Origin of the sequence: Corynebacterium uropygiale (assembly GCF_021568315.1) — a bacterium.
GTDB classification, from domain to species: domain Bacteria; phylum Actinomycetota; class Actinomycetes; order Mycobacteriales; family Mycobacteriaceae; genus Corynebacterium; species Corynebacterium uropygiale.
In genome coordinates this window covers 20,027-37,381 of sequence record NZ_JAKGSI010000001.1, presented here as the reverse complement: position 1 = coordinate 37,381, position 17,355 = coordinate 20,027, and the positions used below count along the sequence as shown (strand labels likewise).

General features: G+C 60.7%; 15 protein-coding genes. 7 read left to right on the top strand and 8 right to left on the bottom strand.

What is annotated here, in order from left to right:
- Positions 1-100: 100 nt before the first annotated feature.
- A complete protein-coding gene (locus tag L1O03_RS00180; RefSeq protein WP_236117418.1) occupies positions 101-1,765 on the bottom strand; it encodes a DUF885 domain-containing protein in 1,665 nt (554 codons plus the stop codon).
- 129 nt (positions 1,766-1,894) lie between these two features.
- Between L1O03_RS00180 and L1O03_RS00175 the strand changes: the two genes are divergently transcribed.
- Together L1O03_RS00175 and L1O03_RS00170 are read left to right on the top strand one after the other, a co-directional pair.
- Positions 1,895-3,721 carry a DUF5635 domain-containing protein gene (locus L1O03_RS00175; RefSeq protein ID WP_236117417.1) on the top strand — a complete coding sequence of 609 codons (1,827 nt, stop codon included), beginning with the start codon at positions 1,895-1,897 and terminating at the stop codon, positions 3,719-3,721.
- A gap of 40 nt (positions 3,722-3,761) precedes the next feature.
- Complete coding sequence (locus L1O03_RS00170) at positions 3,762-4,454, top strand: ABC transporter ATP-binding protein (protein WP_236117416.1); 693 nt, start codon at positions 3,762-3,764, stop codon at positions 4,452-4,454.
- A gap of 600 nt (positions 4,455-5,054) precedes the next feature.
- On the opposite strand, the gene L1O03_RS00165 is transcribed toward L1O03_RS00170, so the two are convergent.
- From L1O03_RS00165 to L1O03_RS00150, 4 genes are all read right to left on the bottom strand, one after another.
- Positions 5,055-5,207, bottom strand: coding sequence for a hypothetical protein (locus tag L1O03_RS00165; RefSeq protein ID WP_236117415.1), 153 nt, complete (start codon positions 5,205-5,207; stop codon positions 5,055-5,057).
- A 363-nt stretch (positions 5,208-5,570) separates the two neighbouring features.
- Positions 5,571-5,978 (bottom strand): hypothetical protein, encoded by a 408-nt coding sequence (locus L1O03_RS00160; RefSeq protein WP_236117414.1) that lies wholly within the window; start codon positions 5,976-5,978, stop codon positions 5,571-5,573.
- A gap of 59 nt (positions 5,979-6,037) precedes the next feature.
- On the bottom strand, positions 6,038-6,382 hold the full coding sequence (locus tag L1O03_RS00155) for a hypothetical protein (RefSeq protein WP_236117413.1): 345 nt from the start codon (positions 6,380-6,382) through the stop codon (positions 6,038-6,040).
- Positions 6,383-7,284: 902 nt separating this feature from the next.
- Positions 7,285-7,506, bottom strand: coding sequence for a hypothetical protein (locus L1O03_RS00150; RefSeq protein ID WP_236117412.1), 222 nt, complete (start codon positions 7,504-7,506; stop codon positions 7,285-7,287).
- Between the two features lie 292 nt (positions 7,507-7,798).
- Here L1O03_RS00150 and L1O03_RS00145 point away from each other — a divergent pair, with 292 nt between their 5' ends.
- Entirely contained in the window at positions 7,799-8,062 is a 264-nt protein-coding gene (locus L1O03_RS00145) for a hypothetical protein (RefSeq protein ID WP_236117411.1), read from the top strand.
- Positions 8,063-8,230: 168 nt separating this feature from the next.
- On the top strand, positions 8,231-9,469 hold the full coding sequence (locus L1O03_RS00140; protein ID WP_236117410.1) for a 3'-5' exonuclease: 1,239 nt from the start codon (positions 8,231-8,233) through the stop codon (positions 9,467-9,469).
- A gap of 9 nt (positions 9,470-9,478) precedes the next feature.
- Here L1O03_RS00140 and L1O03_RS00135 read toward each other — a convergent pair whose 3' ends face one another.
- Complete coding sequence (locus L1O03_RS00135; protein WP_236117409.1) at positions 9,479-9,826, bottom strand: hypothetical protein; 348 nt, start codon at positions 9,824-9,826, stop codon at positions 9,479-9,481.
- 228 nt (positions 9,827-10,054) lie between these two features.
- Between L1O03_RS00135 and L1O03_RS00130 the strand changes: the two genes are divergently transcribed.
- The 3 genes from L1O03_RS00130 to L1O03_RS00120 are packed head-to-tail and all read left to right on the top strand — an operon-like array spanning position 10,055 to position 15,998.
- Complete coding sequence (locus tag L1O03_RS00130) at positions 10,055-12,802, top strand: DNA methyltransferase (protein ID WP_236117408.1); 2,748 nt, start codon at positions 10,055-10,057, stop codon at positions 12,800-12,802.
- A gap of 2 nt (positions 12,803-12,804) precedes the next feature.
- The gene (locus tag L1O03_RS00125) at positions 12,805-14,781 is read left to right on the top strand and encodes a DEAD/DEAH box helicase (RefSeq protein ID WP_236117407.1); all 1,977 of its coding nucleotides are present in this window, start codon (positions 12,805-12,807) and stop codon (positions 14,779-14,781) included.
- On the top strand, positions 14,781-15,998 hold the full coding sequence (locus L1O03_RS00120; RefSeq protein ID WP_236117406.1) for a GIY-YIG nuclease family protein: 1,218 nt from the start codon (positions 14,781-14,783) through the stop codon (positions 15,996-15,998). Before L1O03_RS00125 ends, L1O03_RS00120 begins: the two co-directional genes overlap by 1 nt.
- A gap of 291 nt (positions 15,999-16,289) precedes the next feature.
- Here L1O03_RS00120 and L1O03_RS00115 read toward each other — a convergent pair whose 3' ends face one another.
- On the bottom strand, positions 16,290-16,715 hold the full coding sequence (locus tag L1O03_RS00115) for a hypothetical protein (RefSeq protein ID WP_236117405.1): 426 nt from the start codon (positions 16,713-16,715) through the stop codon (positions 16,290-16,292).
- Between the two features lie 13 nt (positions 16,716-16,728).
- The gene (locus L1O03_RS00110) at positions 16,729-17,157 is read right to left on the bottom strand and encodes a hypothetical protein (RefSeq protein ID WP_236117404.1); all 429 of its coding nucleotides are present in this window, start codon (positions 17,155-17,157) and stop codon (positions 16,729-16,731) included.
- Between the last annotated feature and the right edge of the window lie 198 nt (positions 17,158-17,355).

Below are 17,355 nucleotides of genomic sequence, written 5' to 3'. Positions count from 1 at the left end.
GGGTGCCGACGCCCTCCCGCCGCGCAGCGCACGGCCGACACGGGAGGCGCGGGAGGCGGCGGCCCCGCACGCACCGCCCTGCGCCGGCGCCGCCTCTCCCCTAGCGCAGGATCTGCGCCCTGAGCAGGGACATCGGGATGGAACCGTAGGAGAGGGCGGTGTCGTGGAACTCGCGGAGGCTCATGCCGCGGGCGGTGGCCTCTTCGCGGAGGGAGTCCCACATGCGCTGCCCGAGGGCGTAGGAGGGGGCTTGGCCTGGCCAGCCGAGGTAGCGGTTGAGCTCGAAGGTGAGGTTGGCGTCGTCCATCGCGGTGTTGTCGCGGAGGAAGCTGCGGGCGAAGGAGGCGTCCCAGACGGTGGTGCCTTCGGGGATCTTCTTACCCAGGTGGACACCGATGTCCACTGCCACGCGCGCGGCGCGGAGGCGTTGGGCGTCGAGGTAGCCGAGGCGGGTGGCGGGGTCGGAGTGGTAGCCGAGTTCGTCCATGAGTTTCTCGGCGTAGAGGGCCCAGCCTTCGCCGTGGCCGGGGATCCAGCAGACCACGCGGCGCCAGAGGTTGAGGCCGGCGGTGTCGGAGAGCGCCTGGCCGAGTTGGAGGTGGTGGCCGGGCACGCCCTCGTGGTAGACGGTGGTGAGCTCCTGCCAGGTGTGGAAGGTGTCCTGACCTGCGGGGACGGACCACCACATGCGGCCGGGGCGGCTGAGGTCATCGCTGGGCGGGGTGTAGTAGATGCCGCCGGTGCCGGCGGGGTCAATGCGGCATTCGATGCGGCGGAGGTTCTCGGGGATGCTGAAGTGGGTGTCCGCGAGGTCCGCGATGGCACCGTCCGCGGTGCGCTGCATCCATTCGACAAGTTCCCCGGTGCCGTGAAGTTGGTAGCGCTCATCATTGTTGAGGGCGCGGAAGGCCTGGCGGATGCTGCAGTCGGGGCCGTACAGCCCATCGACGATCTGCCGTTGTTCGGCGGCAATGTCGTGGAGCTGCTCGAGGCCCCACTCGTAGGCCTCGTCGAGGTCAACAGCATCGCCCACGAAGTAGCGGGAGAAGAGTTCGTAGCGGTCGCGGCCCACGGCGTCCTCGTGCGGGGCGTGGGGGCCGAGGTGCTCGCTTAGCCAGTCGGCCATCTCGCCGAAGGCCCGCTGGGCGGCCTCCACCTCGGGGCAGTCGGCGGGCAGGCCGAGGTGCTCGAGGAGGGAGCCGCTATCGGCGAGGTTCTCGCACTGGTTGATGACCTCATCGATCTGCCGGTGGGCGGCCACCTTCCCGTGCGCGGCGGCCTCGGAGAGGGACTCCTGATACCCGGCGAGCGCCGGCCCCACCTGGGTGAGGCGGGCGCGGATGAGTTCCCGCTGCTCCTCGGTGTCCTGCGGCATGAGGAGGAAGACCTGGGAGATGGTCTGCACCGGCGATTCGATGTTGTTGAGCTGCCGGTAGTACTCCAGCCGGTGGTGGAGGTCGAGCTCCAGGCAGAGCCGGTCACGGAGGGTTTCGGCGGTGACGTGATCGACGTCGTCGAAGTCATCGTCATCGTCGCTGTCGTCGGTGCAGTCATCGAAGGCGTCGATGTCCGCGATCATTTCGCGCGTGCGGTCGGCCACGGCATCCCAATAGGCGGGGGAGAAGTTCTCCAGCTTGTCCTCGTAGCCGGGGATGCCCCAGGCGGTGGCCGCGCTGGGGGAGAGCGCCGCAAGGTCCTGGACGAAGGCCTCGCAGCTGGCATCAAGCAGGGAGGGCGAACGCTGATCAGCGGAAGCAGTGCTCATGGCAGGTCAGTGTAGCCCGCGCGCCCGGGTGTGCTCCATCCGGGGTGCGCTGCGCGAGGGCGGGAAGCGCGCGGAGGCGCGTGTTAGATTGGGTGGCGTCGTCCCTATTTTCCCCGCAGGTCAGGGCCTATGATGACGCGACCTCCCAGCCACCCGCCCCATCGCCCCCGTTCCCCGCGCGCGGCTTTTGAGCCCGACGTCCACCGCATCCTTGGCAGCGCCCAGGATGGTTTCCTCCGCGAGCACGTGGAAACTCAGTGGATTGAGTTCAAGGAGGAGGCGGGCCGCCGCAGCGGTCCCATCATCGAGCCCGGCCACCGGGAGAACCCCACCGCGGCGAAGAAGCTGGCCCACGCGGTGGCGTGTATGGCGAACTCGGTGGATGGCGGGGCGCTCATCGTGGGAGTGGAGGATAAGGAGGGGCAGGTGATCGGCACCATGTTGGATGCGGCGTGGCTGCAGCAGCGCATTGATGCGCTGGTGGGGATCGCGCCGGAGGTGTGCCCCTATGAGGTGGAGGGCCAGCGGGTGCTCACTCTCTATGTGCCGCCGGCGCCGGAGCCCATCGAGGACACGAAGGGCCGTCTGCGCTGGCGGGTCGGAGATTCCTGCCAGCCGGTCACCCGCGCCCAGTGGTGGGAGCGCCGCCGCGACCGCCCGGGCTGTGATCCCCTCGCCCTGCCGAGCCCCGCCCGCCTCGCCGACGTCCGCCCCGACGCCCTCGCCTTCGCGCGCGCCTGCGTGCGCAAGTCCGCCGGGAAGAAGGCGGCGGCCGCCCCCGCGCCGGTGTTCCTCGACTCCCTCGGCGCCCTCACCAGCAGCGGCCACCTCACCGAGGCCGCAGCTCTCCTCTTCACGCGCAGCCCCCGCCCGGGCTTCGCCTACGTCCGGGTGGGCGCCCGCGGCGAGGGGTTCGACGACGCCCACCCCTCCCCTCCAACCCCGCCGCCGGCCCCTGAGCAGGACATTTCTGTGCTCGAGCAGCTCCAGCGCATGGAGGCTTCCCTCTCCGCGACGATGCCCTCCACCACCCTCACCCTGGGCGAGGTCCCCCAGCACATCCCGGCCCTCCCCCGCCGCGCCACCCGCGAGGCGCTCATGAATGCCCTCATCCACCGGGACTGGGCGCGCCCGGAGCCCGTCGAGGTCCGCTGGGACCCCGCCGACTCCCGCCTGGAGGTGCGCAGCCCGGGCGGCTTCGTTCCCGGCATGTCCGCGGAGCGAGTGCTGAGTCGTCATGCGTCGGCCTCCCCGGCGCTCGCGGATCTGTGCCGTGCGCTGCGGCTCACCGGCCCGCACGGGATGGGCGTGCCGCGCATGTGCCAGGCGATGCTGAGCCTGGGCCACCCGCTCCCCACCGTCCGCGAGGTCCACGACGCCGCCGGCCCCGCCGTCCTCACCACCCTGGCCGGCGGTCCCCCACACCGGCCGATGCTCGAACTCCAGCGCCGCCTGGTCCCCGCCGCCCGCCGCACCGACTACCGCGTGGCGGTGCTGCTCTCCGAGCTGCTCAGGCACGGCGTCCTCACGCAGCGGCTCCTCGCCGAACGCCTCTGCACCACCCGCGAGGCCGCCCGCGTGGCCCTGGAAACGGCCGCCCAAACGATGGTCGCCGGCCAAGCCCTCATCATCCCCCTCCCCATTGACGACGACGCCGCCTCCCGCACCCCATGGATCCTGGGCCCCACCGCCCGGCGCATCCTCGCCGGGCGCGCCGACACCCGCCGCAGCGCCCACGCCCAGAAGGAGGAGGAACAAGCCCGGCTGCGCTCGGGTCTGGATGTGTGGCTCCGCGAATTCCCCACGCTCAGCGCCACCCAGCTCATGCAGATCGCTGACGTCCCCCGGGCCACAGCCCAGCGCTTCCTCGATGAGCTGGTAGAAGACGGCACGCTGGAGCTCGATGGGCGGGGCGGGGTGAGGCGGGAACATGCGAAAAAGCGTGGTGAGACATGACTATGAGAAGCGCCGCGTGTGCAGAGCCTAGGCGCCACCAATGGAGTGGACACTCTGGTACCTTGGCACGCAGTTGATTACTTCTTTCAACTCACACGGTCTACACAAACCTGGAGACACGGCCATTATTGGAAAACCAGATAATTATCGCGAGGGCGAGCTTCACACAGATATCACCTTTGGCCCGAAGGACTCGCAGCATAATTTCTCATTCACCTTCCACCAGGGCACATTTTACACAATAACAGGCCCGAACGGAGCCGGAAAAACAACGCTTCTCAAGATATTGAGCGGCGAGCTTTCCCCTAATTGCGGAGAGGTGACGCTAGCCGATACGGCAGTACACCGAATTAAGTCAGTCGACCAACTCATCCTCTTAGGCGAGCCAGTTTTTTACCCCGAGCTTTCCGTAGGTGAGCACCTTGCGTTGCTCGTCCCGCCACAAGAAGACCGATATCACGCTATTCTCAACGAATGGGACCTTACATCACTTGCAGAGCGCTCCACATTCAGCCTGTCAAGTGGGGAAAGGCAGCGCGCCTTTCTCGCCACTCAGCTCAGCGATGCCCGTCCTATCGTCATGCTCGATGAACCTGAACGCCATCTCGATAGTCGCTGGGTGAAAAAATTATCATCCGCACTTAAGGATCTCTCCCGTAGGGGGCACCTCTGCATTGTTGCCACCCACTCCGATATCCTCACCTCCTGTAGCGATGAAACAATTACACTTTAATTTAAACCAAGTAACGCAGTACATTATTTATGTTTGCGTACTCATTGGCGTTTGTTCCGGGATCCATAACTGGCATAGAGCCCAGACGGTGACCGCTCTTGATACAACTGAGCGACTCACTATTGCAGCCTGCGCGATCATTGCACTGATCATCATCGCGCGACTAGCAGAATTGTTTCTCCCCTTACACTCAATCCCAGAGGATAAGCTCCAATGGGGATCGCGCCATCATGGCGCACGAGTGGTTTTAAGCCCCACCACTCCGTACCAAATCGTCACTTTCCCGGCTCTCGGATTTCTTCTTGGCCACATTTGCTACTGCGGAGCACTATTCCTCGTTCTATCACTAGGAATACGTATTCTTTTAGCAGCCCCATGGAAACGGACACTTCCCACCATTATTAAAAATGGGAGACGAGAACTCCTTTACTCATCCCTGTGGAGCATACAAGATCCGGACCTTGTTCACGCCGCATTGTTCTCAAGCACCGGACGCTGGACACAGAACAAGCCAACTGGAAATAAAATCATTCTTACTCTGCGTAGATTTCGCAGATATACCCTTCTCCACTACACGACAATACTCACTATCGTCTGCACCTACATCCTTTCCACGGTCTCCCCGAGCGCGACCTTTTCGTTATTCCTGGCACCTTTCTCTCTCCTTTCATACTCCATATCCATACTCACCCAGTATGGCTCTTCAAAGGACGTAATCAGAGCTATCTTGACGGTCGGTGCAGCCTCGCTCATTTTTTCCTTTTATTTGAGCATAATAACTCCGTACCCCTTCCTCCTCGTTTTCCCATGCACTCTCTGCAGCTCGCTCGTTTGCTCTTACCTACGCACTCGCCGGAAGCCCGTCCAATCTTTCACCATCCTGGATAGTGGATTCGGTGTCACGTTCCCCTATGAGGTAGTGAAATATTACCTACAAGGTCTCAGCCTTCCTCTTCTAGTCTCAGTAGCCCTCTGGTTGACTCTACCCAATCTGAGTTTTTAAGGATCGCTCCACCCGAAAAAACTGATATGACGCCACAGCTACATCAGATGTCCCCGCCAGGATTGGGCCTGCAAGGGAATACATTTGTGAATGTATAGTGTTGAGCCCCGGGCTTAATCATCAAAAATATTCGACAGAATGAACGCTGTGATGGCGTAGATACCCGTGGCGCAGATCGCGTAGAGCGGCGGCGAAATAGCCAGAAAGAGGAAGAAATACAGCACTACCGCAAGAAGCGTGGTGATGATGTTTTCTGACATCTTTCCAGAATGCGGCATGCCGGCGGGGGACAGTCGAAGATACATAACCGCCCTAACGATATACCGCGCCACCACACCGGCGAAGATCGACAGAATCCACGCAGTAGCAAACCACCCGAGAGCGCCCCATACCCCCATTGGCTGGAGGCTCCGCGTGACATACAGGAACAGCACACTGACAACAATGGGTGCGAGGGGCAGGAACACGACGCCGAGCACGGTTACTACCAGCCACGCCCATTCCTTCACGCGTGACAGCATTCGGCATCACATCCCCTTCCCGCGAGGGAGCCCCCGCCCGCGTAGGACACAGGCGAGTCCTACGCGGCGCTGCTTCGCCTCGAGTTATTTTCCGCCCACACCCACAGTGCAATCGTGGCGATCCCCACCACCGCTATTGCCGCCGGGGCGATGGCCGCCCGAGTGGCAGCGACAGCATAGAGCAAGGCCAAGGCCACGCAGCCGCGGATCACCAGCGTTGTCGAGAGGCGGCCACGAGATCGGGCTTTGAGCATCCAGGTGACAGCGAGCACCACGAAAACCCCATGAATCCCATAGAAGATCCACGGGTGCGCAACATCGAAGTGCTCGCCAGCCTCCACACTTGCCGCAAGGGCAAAGCCACACATCACCGCGAAGGCGCGGATTTTGGTCTTCAGCTCCATGAGGGTGTCTCCATCCCAGGCGTTTGGCCGTTCAGTAGCAGGGGAACGCAAGGCAAGCTTATCTCACATGCTATACATTTTCAGTACTACTGCTACCATTCCTATCGCGGCAGATGAAGCAGGCTTTCCTACGAACACCACGCCCCTCTCCAGGCCCCATACGAGTAAATGGAGGGGCGGCACCACGTGAGTCACTTCAGTTTTCCTATAGCCCAACCGCACGCTCTACAGTGACGGCTACTTCGCTGGCATCGCTTTGACCTTTTGCACACGTGACCCCACCTGGCGTTTGCCTACTGATCCCGTTTCCCCCAGCAAGGGTCTCGACGGATCCGAGTTTTACCCGCCGACCTGACATTCAGTCCACCCCACGCATCACCTCTCACCATCCGTGGACAGCCTCGTCGCCCTAGCGGACCCCGCCGCAGTGCGCACGCCCGCCAGAAGAAACAGCGGGCCCTCAGGAGCACAGCTCTCACGGTAGGTTCGGAGAATCCCCAGAACACAACGCAACCATGCTCAACCACACGACCAGTACCCCCGCGCTACAGTCCTGCGCTTGCCCCATCGGCCGTTGAAGGATGAGTTGCTGGCGCTTGTGGCGCGGCCGATTCGTCTACCAGGTCTGATGGTTCTCGAGACTCCCCTTCTTGCCCCTTTTCAGCCAAGCCGGATAGATTGGAGGCAACAGTTCAGCCCGCCTCGACTTTGTCGGGAGTGGGCTGGATCTCTGTTTAACCTAGATGCCTCCTGTTGCCCAATAAAAGCAAGCCTTTTATGTCAATTAGCGAACACATTGAGCTGTTACGCTCTCGAGGCCTAGAGGTAGACGAAGCCCTCGCGCGCCAATGGCTAGAGAACGTCTCCTACTCCTGACTCTCGGCATAAGTCCTCAACCCTACCTACTCCGCAGCTGCCGACCGCACCTTCATGGAGACCACCCACAGCCAGACGGTCACGATGGCCTCCATGACCGTCAGCGGGTTGGTGAGCGCCTCGAGCATCGTGTGTCCCATGGCGAGCATGATCGCCACCCACGCGATCGTGCACACGAGTGCCCCGATCCACCCCCAGCGCTGCGCAGTGGGGTTGCCATCACGAAATGGGCGGGCTGCCTTCTCCATAGGTGCCATCTCCTGGGTCTTGAACTGGCGGGTACTACTATGCGGCTCAGAGTAGCAAAGCTACATGCCCAGCGGAAGGGCGAGCAGATCGGACCCAGCTCCCCGTCTTCACGCAACTGCTTACTATTGACGCCTTTGGGAAAGGATGCCACAATGCTGCGAGGATAATTGAGCACAGCTTCTATAAGACGTCACACACCTTTCTACTTTTCAGAGGATGAACGGCATGATGGCGTAAAGATCATTAGGCCTAACGGCATGAAAAGCGAACCCACATACAAGGCGGTCATACATGCTCAACAAGACAAACTCCTCAGCCGGCAACGCCTTCAGCTGGCTCGTCTCCTTCGTCCTTCTCTACGTAGCCATAGCCCTCTGTCTTCACGGAGTAGAAAAATATCCGTTAATCCTCGGCGGGATCGTTGTCTACGTGGTCACCTGGGGATTGGAGAAAACTTCATATCGCCGGGCCGAAGGAAATGATTTACCCATCATCATCGGCGCTGCCGTTGTGGCTCTCACTCTCGCGGGCTGCTTCCTGCTGTCTCCGCATTAGCTCCCCACCACACCCCAGCAGGGCACTTTCCATCGAACACACTGGCGCCCCGGCCATCACTAGTTTCCTACCCCCCATTGATACGCTATGGCAGAGCCAACTACTTGGCCGTTACTCGTTTGCCACCTCAGTGATGGCCCTCGTACGTGAAGGAGATCGCCCCTCATCATGGGACTTCTGGATTGGATTCGCCGCCGTGTGAGCCCACAACAAGCCACCCAACCGACCTACCCAGGACCAGTAGTCCCCCACGTCCCCCAGCCTCCCGAGCCCGCACCCGCTCCCACCCCAGAAATCCAGCCTGATCCCGAGCCCACCCCACAAAATGACCTCGCCCCCGAAGGCTGGTTCATGCCCCAATACCGCGACCGCGACATTTGCGATTGGATCGGCGACATCGCGGATCTCAAACGCGAAGGGCGCCTCGAGGAGGCCTTAGAGCTGGCTACCGGCTGCATGCACGCCATGGTCGCCGCGGCTGAGATCAATCCTGCGAACGTCATGGAGTATTACGTCATCCAGGTGGGCATTATCCAGCGCAAGTTGAAGGACTACGCCAGCGAGGTAGAGATGCTCACAGACTGGCTCGGCCGCGATCTCCCCGCACCGCGGGACGATTACCGCCTGGAGATCCGCAAACGCTTGGCAAAAGCCCAGGCTCTCCACGCGAAGGCGGAGGGGCGCGACCCCAGCGCCTTCAACGCCGAGTGGAAGCGCTTGGTTGAGCTCTCCAAGAAGTCCAAGGAGCCCAAGGCTGTTGAGCACGCATCCTCCGGCATCTCCACGGGTCGTTCCCTGGCGCACCCTAAGCCCCGCTCCTCTACCTCCCGCCCCGCCCGGCGCTCCGGTTCCCGTTTTGTCCCCTCACCGGCGGAGCTCCTCACCCCCACGTTTGTGGCCGTTGATTTCGAGACCGCCAATCGATACAGCGGCGCTTCCGCGTGCCAGATCGCCCTGGTCAAGGTGCATAACGGAATGATCGTTGAGCGCTACTCCACACTTCTCAAGCCGCCTCAGGAACTCAGCTACTTTGAGTTCACCGATCTCCATGGAATCAGCGCCCGCAAGGTCAAGCGCGCGCCCATGTGGCCACACATCGCCGGGGACGTCTCCCGTTTTGTCTCCGGCTTACCTGTGTACGCCCACAACGCGTCGTTCGACGCCGGCGTCTGGCGTGATCTCGACGTCTACTTCAACACCACCTCGCTCCCGGAGCCTTTCTTCTGCACCTATCGAACTGCGCGCCAGATCATCCCGGGTCTGGAGAACTACAAGCTCCCCACCGTTGTCAACGCGTGTGTACCGCGCTACCGGCTGAGGCACCACAAAGCGGACTCTGACGCCGAAGCCTGCGCCTTCATCGTGATGTCCTTCCAGAGTCTCGTGGCCAACGGTGGTGCCTTCTAGGCTCCCAGCTCACACGTCACCCGCTGAGCTCCCCGCCCCGCTCCTCCGGCCGTATCGCCACCACCAGGCCACGCAGCAGAGAATCCCCAGAACACCAACGATCACCGGCGCGCCCGTCACGTGCGTGAGCGCAACGAGGTACATCACCACAAAGGCTCCCCAGGCCACCCCGAACTCGCCGCTCGAGATGCTGCGCCCACGCCACCTCCCCACGAGCTCCAGCGTCACCCCGACGAAGAGCAGGACATGCCCCAGCACGAACACCCACATGGAGCTCCCGCCAAAGCCCACACTCGCAAGAAAGGGGCAGGCGCAGGCCATGACAACTTCCGCGAACTTCAGGATCTTCTCCACCACACCACTCCCTCTCTCTACCAACAACACCAGGGCAGCACCGGAGCCCACATGCACCCGACACTCCCACGCCACATTAATCCATACTATGCAACGCCCCCGGGGATCCCCCGGGAACGTCCCCTCCACCGGGGACCTCTCCCCTCACGCGCACCCCTACCCCCTCGCCCCCGCCCACTACACTGATCCCCAGTTGTTGTCTGTGGCTTAGCATCCAGGAAGGGCTTACCCGTGGCACTGTTATCTGTGAAGACCATTGAGCAGCGCGTGAAGAACATCGCTGGTCAGCCCGAGTATTCGGATGACTTCCTCTTCGATCTCCTCCTGGCCTACGGCCGCTCCAAGGGCAACATCACGCGCCTGCGCAAGGGCTCCATCAATGTCGCCGAGGACCCCTCCCGCGAGTACGCCCAGAAGGATCTGGTCTACTATCGCCGGCTCGACGCCACCCCGGCCGCCTCCCCCGCGGAGCGCGAGTCCCGTTTCCTCCACGCCTTGGAACAGCTGCGCACCCACGAGCGCGTAGTGCGTTTCAAAACGCGTTTTGTCATCGTCACGGATCATGAGTGGCTGGCCGCCCTGGACACCAAAACCAACGAAAACCGCGTCTTCCCCCTCCGCGAGGTGGACAAGCACTACGCCTTCTTCCTCCCCTGGGCGGGCATGGAAAAGGCCCAGTTCATCGCGGAGCGTCCCGCGGACACAAAGGCCGCGGAGCGCATGGGCGAGCTCTTCGATGCCCTCGTCAGCACCAACGCGGTCTCACTTGCCACGGACGCAGACCGCCACGGCCTCAACATCTTCTTCACCCGCCTCCTCTTCTGCTATTTCGCGGAGGACACGGACCTCTTCCCCGCAGGCTCCTTCACCCACGCCATCGCCTCTCGTTCCCGTGAGGACGGCAGCGACACCGCCGAGGTCATCACCGAAATCTTCGAGGCCCTCGACATCCCCGATAAATCGGACCTCCCCGAGCACCTCCAACTCTTCCCCTACGTCAACGGCCGCCTCTTCAGTGCCGACGCCGCCTACCAAGTCCCCCAGTTCGACCGTAAGTCGCGGGACCTTCTCATCCTCATGGGCCGCCTGATCTGGCAAGACATCAACCCGGACATCTTCGGTTCCATGTTCCAGGCAGTCGTCCAAACAGGTTCGCGCTCGGAGTTGGGCCAGCACTACACCTCGGTCCCGAACATCCTCAAGACCATCGAGCCCCTCTTCCTCGACGAACTGCGCGAGGCTTTCGACGACGCCTATTCCTCCGTACCCCGTCTCGAAAAACTCCTGGACCGCATTGGGAAGATCAAGGTCTTTGACCCGGCCTGCGGCTCGGGAAACTTCCTGGTCATCGCATACAAGGAACTGCGCCGGCTGGAACACGCGATCCTCGACCGCCTCGCCCACCTCAGCCCCAAGCACCAGACGCTCTTCTCTGATTCCATGGTCAAGATCGACCACTTCTACGGCATCGAGATCGACGACTTCGCCGCCGAGGTCGCCGTCTTGTCCCTCTGGATCGCCAAGCACCAGATGAACCGGGAGTACAAAGAGAAATTCGGCGTTGACCTGCCCATGATCCCCTTGCGTAGCATGGGCCAAATCCGCTGTGCGAACGCCTGCCGCATCGACTGGAACGACGTCTGCCCCCACACCCCGGAGGAGGAGGTCTACCTCATCGGCAACCCGCCGTACGTGGGTGCAAAGAAACGTTCTCCAGAGCAAACAGAAGACCTCCAGTTCGCCTACGGCGAAAAGGATTTCTCAAAAAACATCGACTATATCTCCGCGTGGTTCTTCAAGGGCGGACAGTACATCGCGGGTAGCTCCGCCCAGCTTGCGTTCGTCACTACGAACTCCATCACCCAAGGTGAACACGTAGGACTTCTCTTCCCCGACTTGTTCGCGCTGGGACTCGAGATCGGCTATGCGTACACCTCATTTAAGTGGTCGAACAGCGCTAAGCATAATGCCGGAGTGACTGTATCTGTCATCAACCTTAGGGAATCTAGCAATAAGAAGAAACTTCTTTACACTGGGGGAATATCAAAGAAAGTCAGCGCAATTAATGGCTACCTTTCAGAGGCTCCTTCAATCACAATTTCTCGCAGAACAGCTCCCCTCACCACATTTTTACCCCTCATGAAGTTCGGTATGATGGCATACGACGGAGGGAACCTCCTGCTCAATAGCCAGGAGAGAAGCGATCTTCTCGAGATTTACCCCGAAGCGTCACAGTTCCTTAAAAAACATGTTGGCTCGCGAGAGTTTATCAACGGAATCGACCGTTACTGTCTATGGATCGAGGAACAAGATCTTTCCGAAGCGGAGACAATCCCCCCTATAGAGAAGCGAATCAATACGACCCGAGAATACCGCGAATCCCGTGACACGCGTGATGCTTTGAAACTGGCACAGACACCCTATCGATTTCGCGAGCAACATAAACCCACAAACTCCATCATCGTTCCTAAGGTTTCGTCTGAGCGGCGGACATACGTTCCGATTGGCTTCATAGGGCCCGATACTGTCATTTCGGACCTCGCCTTCGCCGTCTACGACGCCGAGCCCTGGCTCTTCGCCCTGCTGACCTCGAAGATGCACATGGCGTGGCTCCGAGCGGTCGGCGGCAAGATGAAGACGGACTTCCGCTACTCCAACACCATCGTGTACAACAACTTCCCGGTCCCGCACCTCACGGGACCGATGAAGGAGAAGCTGACGCAGGCGGCGCTGCGAATCCTCGATGTGCGGGAGTACTTCTGTGAGAAGACCCTCGCTGAGCTCTACGATCCCGAGGAGATGCCCGAACTTCTGTGCGAAGCCCACGCAGAGAATGACGCCCTCGTGGATAGCATCTATCGCAGGAGTGGCTTTGAGTCGGACGAGGATCGCCTCGCCGCGCTGTTCACGCTCTACCAGAAGATGAGCGATGAACAAGACTCGACCCCCGCCCGTTCCCGGAAGAAGAAGGCCAAGTGAGAATGAGCACGACAAGCACGCCCGAGATGAACGTCGTCAATGTGACGTATGCGCAGTCCGGGAATTCGGTGAACACCAATGAGCTCGGCATGCGAGAGATGCAGGCCCGCGTGTGGGAGGAGCGCGGGGCGCACAATCTGCTCATTAAGGCGCCGCCGGCGTCGGGGAAGTCGCGCGCGCTGATGTTCGTCGCGCTCGACAAGTTGTTTAATCAAGGGCGGCGGAAGGTCATCGTGGCAGTGCCGGAGCGCTCCATCGGCGGCTCTTTCGATGACACGGACCTGAAGACCCACGGCTTCTTCGCCAACTGGCACGTCAAACCGGAAAACAACCTGTGCAAGCCGGCCTCGGCGCAGAGCCTGGTCAAGCAGTTCGTGGCGTTCATGGAGAGCAAGGACGCGGTCCTCGTGTGCACGCACGCCACGCTGCGCTTCGCCTTCGAGGCCATCTCCCCGGAGGACTTCAACGGCTGCGTGCTGGCTATCGACGAGTTCCACCACGTCTCCGCGGACCTGGACAACAACCGGCTGGGCAATCTCCTGCGGACGGTCATGGACAAGTCGGACGTGCACGTCATTGCCATGACCGGCAGCTACTTCCGCGGGGATAGCATCCCCGTCCTCGCGCCCGAGGACGAAGCCCGCTTCACGCCCGTGACCTTCAACTACTACGACCAGCTCAACGGCTACCGCTACCTCAAGTCCCTGGGTATTGGCCACCACTTCTACCAGGGCCCCTACACCGAGAGCGTCGGCGAGGCCCTCCACCTGGACCGGAAGACCATCATCCACATCCCGTCGGTGAACTCGGGCGACTCCACCAAGGACAAATTCGAGGAAGTCGGGCAGATCATGGACGCCATCGGCGAGGTCCAGGACGCCGACGAGCACGGCATCTACTCCGTGCGCCGCCGCGATACCGGGGAGATCCTCCGCGTGGCAGACCTCGTCGATGACACCGACCAGAAACGCCGCGCCGAAGTGCTCCACTACCTCACCACCGTGGCCTCCAAGGAGCGCGAGGCCGTGGACATCATCATCGCCCTCGGCATGGCCAAGGAAGGCTTCGACTGGCCCTACGCCGAAGACGCCCTCACCATCGGCTACCGGGCCTCCCTCACCGAGATCATCCAGATCATCGGGCGCGTCACCCGCGACTGCGAAGGCAAAGAACACGCCCAATTCACCAACCTCATCGCGGAGCCCGACGCGAGCACCGACGACGTGACCGTCGCCGTCAATAACATGCTCAAAGCCATCACCGCCTCGCTGCTCATGGAGCAAGTCCTAGCCCCCAACTTCGCCTTCAAAGCCAAGCAGGAGGGGGACAGCAACAAAGACACCGAGCACGGCGTGGTGAAGATCAAGGGGTTCAAGGAGCCCTCCACCGAGCGGGTCCGTCGGCTCATCGACACCGACCTCAACGACCTCAAAGCCACCGTGCTCCAGGACGAGAAATTCGCCAAGGCCGCCGCCGGCGGACTGGACCCCGAGACCACCAACAAGGTGCTCGTGCCGCGCATCATCCGCGAGCGCTACCCTGCCCTCAGCGAGAAGGAGGTCGAGGAAGTGCGCCAGCACGTCGTGGCCGACTCTGTCATCAAGAACGGCGACATCCGCGAGATCGGCGATGAGCGTTTCATCCGTATGGCGGACAAATTCGTCAAAATCGAGGATCTTTCCATCAATCTCATCGACTCGGTCAATCCCTTCCAAAAGGCCTTTGAGGTCATGAGTAAGAACGTCACCCCCAAGGTGCTGCGCACCATCCAGGACGCCATCACCGCATCCAAAGTGGAGGTCACCGAGGAGGAAGCCCTCCAGATGGTGCCCAAGATCAAGTCCTTTGTGGCCATGCATCGCCGCAAACCCAACCCCCGCTCCGACGACCCCGCCGAGCGGCGCCTCGGCGAAATCCTCCTCTGGCTCCAAGCCAAAAAGCGCCAGTTCAAAGCCCACCAGGGAGAAGGAAAACACTAATGGCCAACACCCCCGACTTCTCCCCCGAACTCCTCGCCCTCCTCAACGACGACACCGACGGCCTCTTCGACGAACCCGTCCGCCCCCGGCGCATGACCTCCGAGGACCGCCTCGAACGCGCCTTCACCGAAATCCTCGAGTTCTACGACACCCACCGCCGCGCCCCCAGCCCCGACACCATGGACATCGCCGAACGCAAACTCGGCGCCCGGCTCGTCGGCATCCTCAACAACGAGGACAAAAAAGCCGCCCTCGCGCACCTCGACGACGTCGGCCTCCTCACCCCCGACCACACCCCCGACAACGTCGACGAACTCCTCGACACCCTCGACGACGACGATATCCTCAGCGACATCCTCGACGACAACGACGAAGACGACGCCAGCCTCTACGACACCGCCACCCTCCCTCGGCGCAGCCCCAAACCCCCAGCAGGCGGCGTAGCCACCCGGAAAAAAGCCCCAGACTTCGATACCTTCGCCCCCCTCTTCCAACAAAAGCAGCAAGAACTCCGCGACGGCACCGCCACCCTCGTCACCTTCACCGGAGAAAACACCATCGCCGAAGGGAAATTCTACGAGCTTCGCGGCATGCTGGCCTTCGTCGCGGAGATTAAAGAACCAGAAGAAGGAGCGCCGCTCAACACCAGCGGACGACCCAAAGTACGGCTTCGCGTGATCTTTGACAACGGCACCGAATCCTCGATGTACCTCAAATCCTTCGCCATCCAGCTGTACGTCAACAACGGAAAAGTCGTCGCCCGCGCCGGACAGATCACGGCCGATGAAATCGGCGACGCCGACGTCGAAACCGGGCACCTCTACGTCCTCAGCTCACTGAGCACCAACCCTGAGATCTCCCAGCTCAGCGACCTCCACAAAATCGGCTACTGCACCACCAGCGTGGAACAACGCCTCCGCGACGCCGAACGCGAAGCCACCTACCTCCACGCCCCCGTGCGCATCGACGCCGACTACCACCTCTACAACATGCGCCCCTCCGCACTCGAACACCTCCTCCACCGCGTGTTCGCCCCCGCGCGGCTCGACATCAGCTCCACCGCTGCCGCCGGGAACAGCCACGACGTCACCGAATGGTTCATCGCACCACTAAGCGTCATCGACCAGGCGGTGGCGATGATCGCGAACGGAGATATCGTCGACTACGTCTATAACCCAGCGCTCATGAAGCTGGAGTACGTGGGCGGTGAGGGTTAGCAGAGCTCAATGCCACTGAAAAATGGCTTCTTAAAGATCTGACCACCCGGCACATGGGATTCTAGTTTATGATCGAATGTATCTCCGGGATGAAGATTGACACATGGAGAGTCAGGACCAAAAGCGATCATAACCCTTACATGTTCATCCGCCTTGCACGAATTTTGAACATGAATCATATCCCCTCGCTGCTCCCCTGTAACACAACTAGGTCCGGAGTCATAGGTTACCGGCCCAGGCAGAAAACCATCGGGATCCACACTCTTGGGGACCTTATCGCCAGGATGGTACTCAACTGCCTGAGCGCCCATCGGCGCCAGCCCCAGAATCAAGGCGCCGGATAAAATCCCACAACGGAATAGGTTCTTCATATTCATCCTCCTTGCAGATGTATTCCATCACTGGTTTCTTCACATTGTTCGGACTAGATGGTGTTGACGTCAAGAATTTTTCGATCGCGCCCACAGATCCCAGCATGAGATCGAAATCAACCTCATCCTCTTGCTTTCCCAAAAGGTGGCGCAGATAGCCCCAATATCGAACTACTTGACCCTCATACCGACCATTTTCAAATAAATCGACATAATAGTATCCAGACCTTACACCAAATCCCTTAATTTCGATACCCTCATCCGCAACCATGGGATAAAGGTGTTCCAAAAATGTGCCTAGCATACTGTAGTACTCACGCATTTCTTCTAGCTGCGGTTCTTGCATGTTCAGCCCCGTACTATTCAAAAAACGCTGTAATAATACCGACTGGACGACCATCCGGACAGCGATTATCAACTCTTTGAGTCACTACTACCCGAAATTTGTGGCCTTGCAGTTCGGAATTACACACCACTTTTTGGTCCCCATCCGGCAGCCCATTTCCACATTCTTTCGATTGACGGATACCCTCTTCAATCTCCGACAAAGAAGGAAGATATCCATGACCCTCCTCAATATGTCGCACGCCAAACCCTGAGCCCCATGTACGATCATCATGAATGCCCTCACGGAGGGGAAGGTCCTCTCCCATAGGGCCCTGCACGGTGCCGCGGATATGCCAGTCGATGCCATCACTGGGATCCGCCTGAGCATTCCCGGGGGCAACAGCGATGACACACCCAAGAATTGAGCCAAGAATACGAGTACGAGCCTTCGTCAGAGACATACGCCTCGACCTCACCTTTCACGCATCTTTACGCGGTAGCACGATGTATAGTTTTACGATCAGGTGGTTGGTGACTCCATCCTTAGCACACCCTCTAGGCAAGCACCCCCATATGGGGTTACATCGTAATCGAAGAGCCTTCCCTATCATGGCCACCCCAAAGCTCTCACCAGGCCTTACACCCTCAGACCACAGATC

Excerpts from the sequence above, each read along its gene's own strand:
- L1O03_RS00150 (WP_236117412.1), bottom strand. The coding sequence starts at position 7,506 with ATGGAGAAGGCAGCCCGCCCATTTCGTGATGGCAACCCCACTGCGCAG.
- L1O03_RS00160 (WP_236117414.1), bottom strand. The coding sequence starts at position 5,978 with ATGCTGTCACGCGTGAAGGAATGGGCGTGGCTGGTAGTAACCGTGCTC.
- L1O03_RS00145 (WP_236117411.1), top strand. The coding sequence starts at position 7,799 with ATGCTCAACAAGACAAACTCCTCAGCCGGCAACGCCTTCAGCTGGCTC.
- L1O03_RS00155 (WP_236117413.1), bottom strand. The coding sequence starts at position 6,382 with ATGGAGCTGAAGACCAAAATCCGCGCCTTCGCGGTGATGTGTGGCTTT.
- L1O03_RS00140 (WP_236117410.1), top strand. The coding sequence starts at position 8,231 with ATGGGACTTCTGGATTGGATTCGCCGCCGTGTGAGCCCACAACAAGCC.
- L1O03_RS00115 (WP_236117405.1), bottom strand. The coding sequence starts at position 16,715 with ATGCAAGAACCGCAGCTAGAAGAAATGCGTGAGTACTACAGTATGCTA.
- L1O03_RS00125 (WP_236117407.1), top strand. The coding sequence starts at position 12,805 with ATGAGCACGACAAGCACGCCCGAGATGAACGTCGTCAATGTGACGTAT.
- L1O03_RS00120 (WP_236117406.1), top strand. The coding sequence starts at position 14,781 with ATGGCCAACACCCCCGACTTCTCCCCCGAACTCCTCGCCCTCCTCAAC.
- L1O03_RS00180 (WP_236117418.1), bottom strand. The coding sequence starts at position 1,765 with ATGAGCACTGCTTCCGCTGATCAGCGTTCGCCCTCCCTGCTTGATGCC.
- L1O03_RS00175 (WP_236117417.1), top strand. The coding sequence starts at position 1,895 with ATGATGACGCGACCTCCCAGCCACCCGCCCCATCGCCCCCGTTCCCCG.
- L1O03_RS00165 (WP_236117415.1), bottom strand. The coding sequence starts at position 5,207 with ATGAGCGAGGCTGCACCGACCGTCAAGATAGCTCTGATTACGTCCTTT.
- L1O03_RS00110 (WP_236117404.1), bottom strand. The coding sequence starts at position 17,157 with ATGTCTCTGACGAAGGCTCGTACTCGTATTCTTGGCTCAATTCTTGGG.
- L1O03_RS00170 (WP_236117416.1), top strand. The coding sequence starts at position 3,762 with ATGGAGTGGACACTCTGGTACCTTGGCACGCAGTTGATTACTTCTTTC.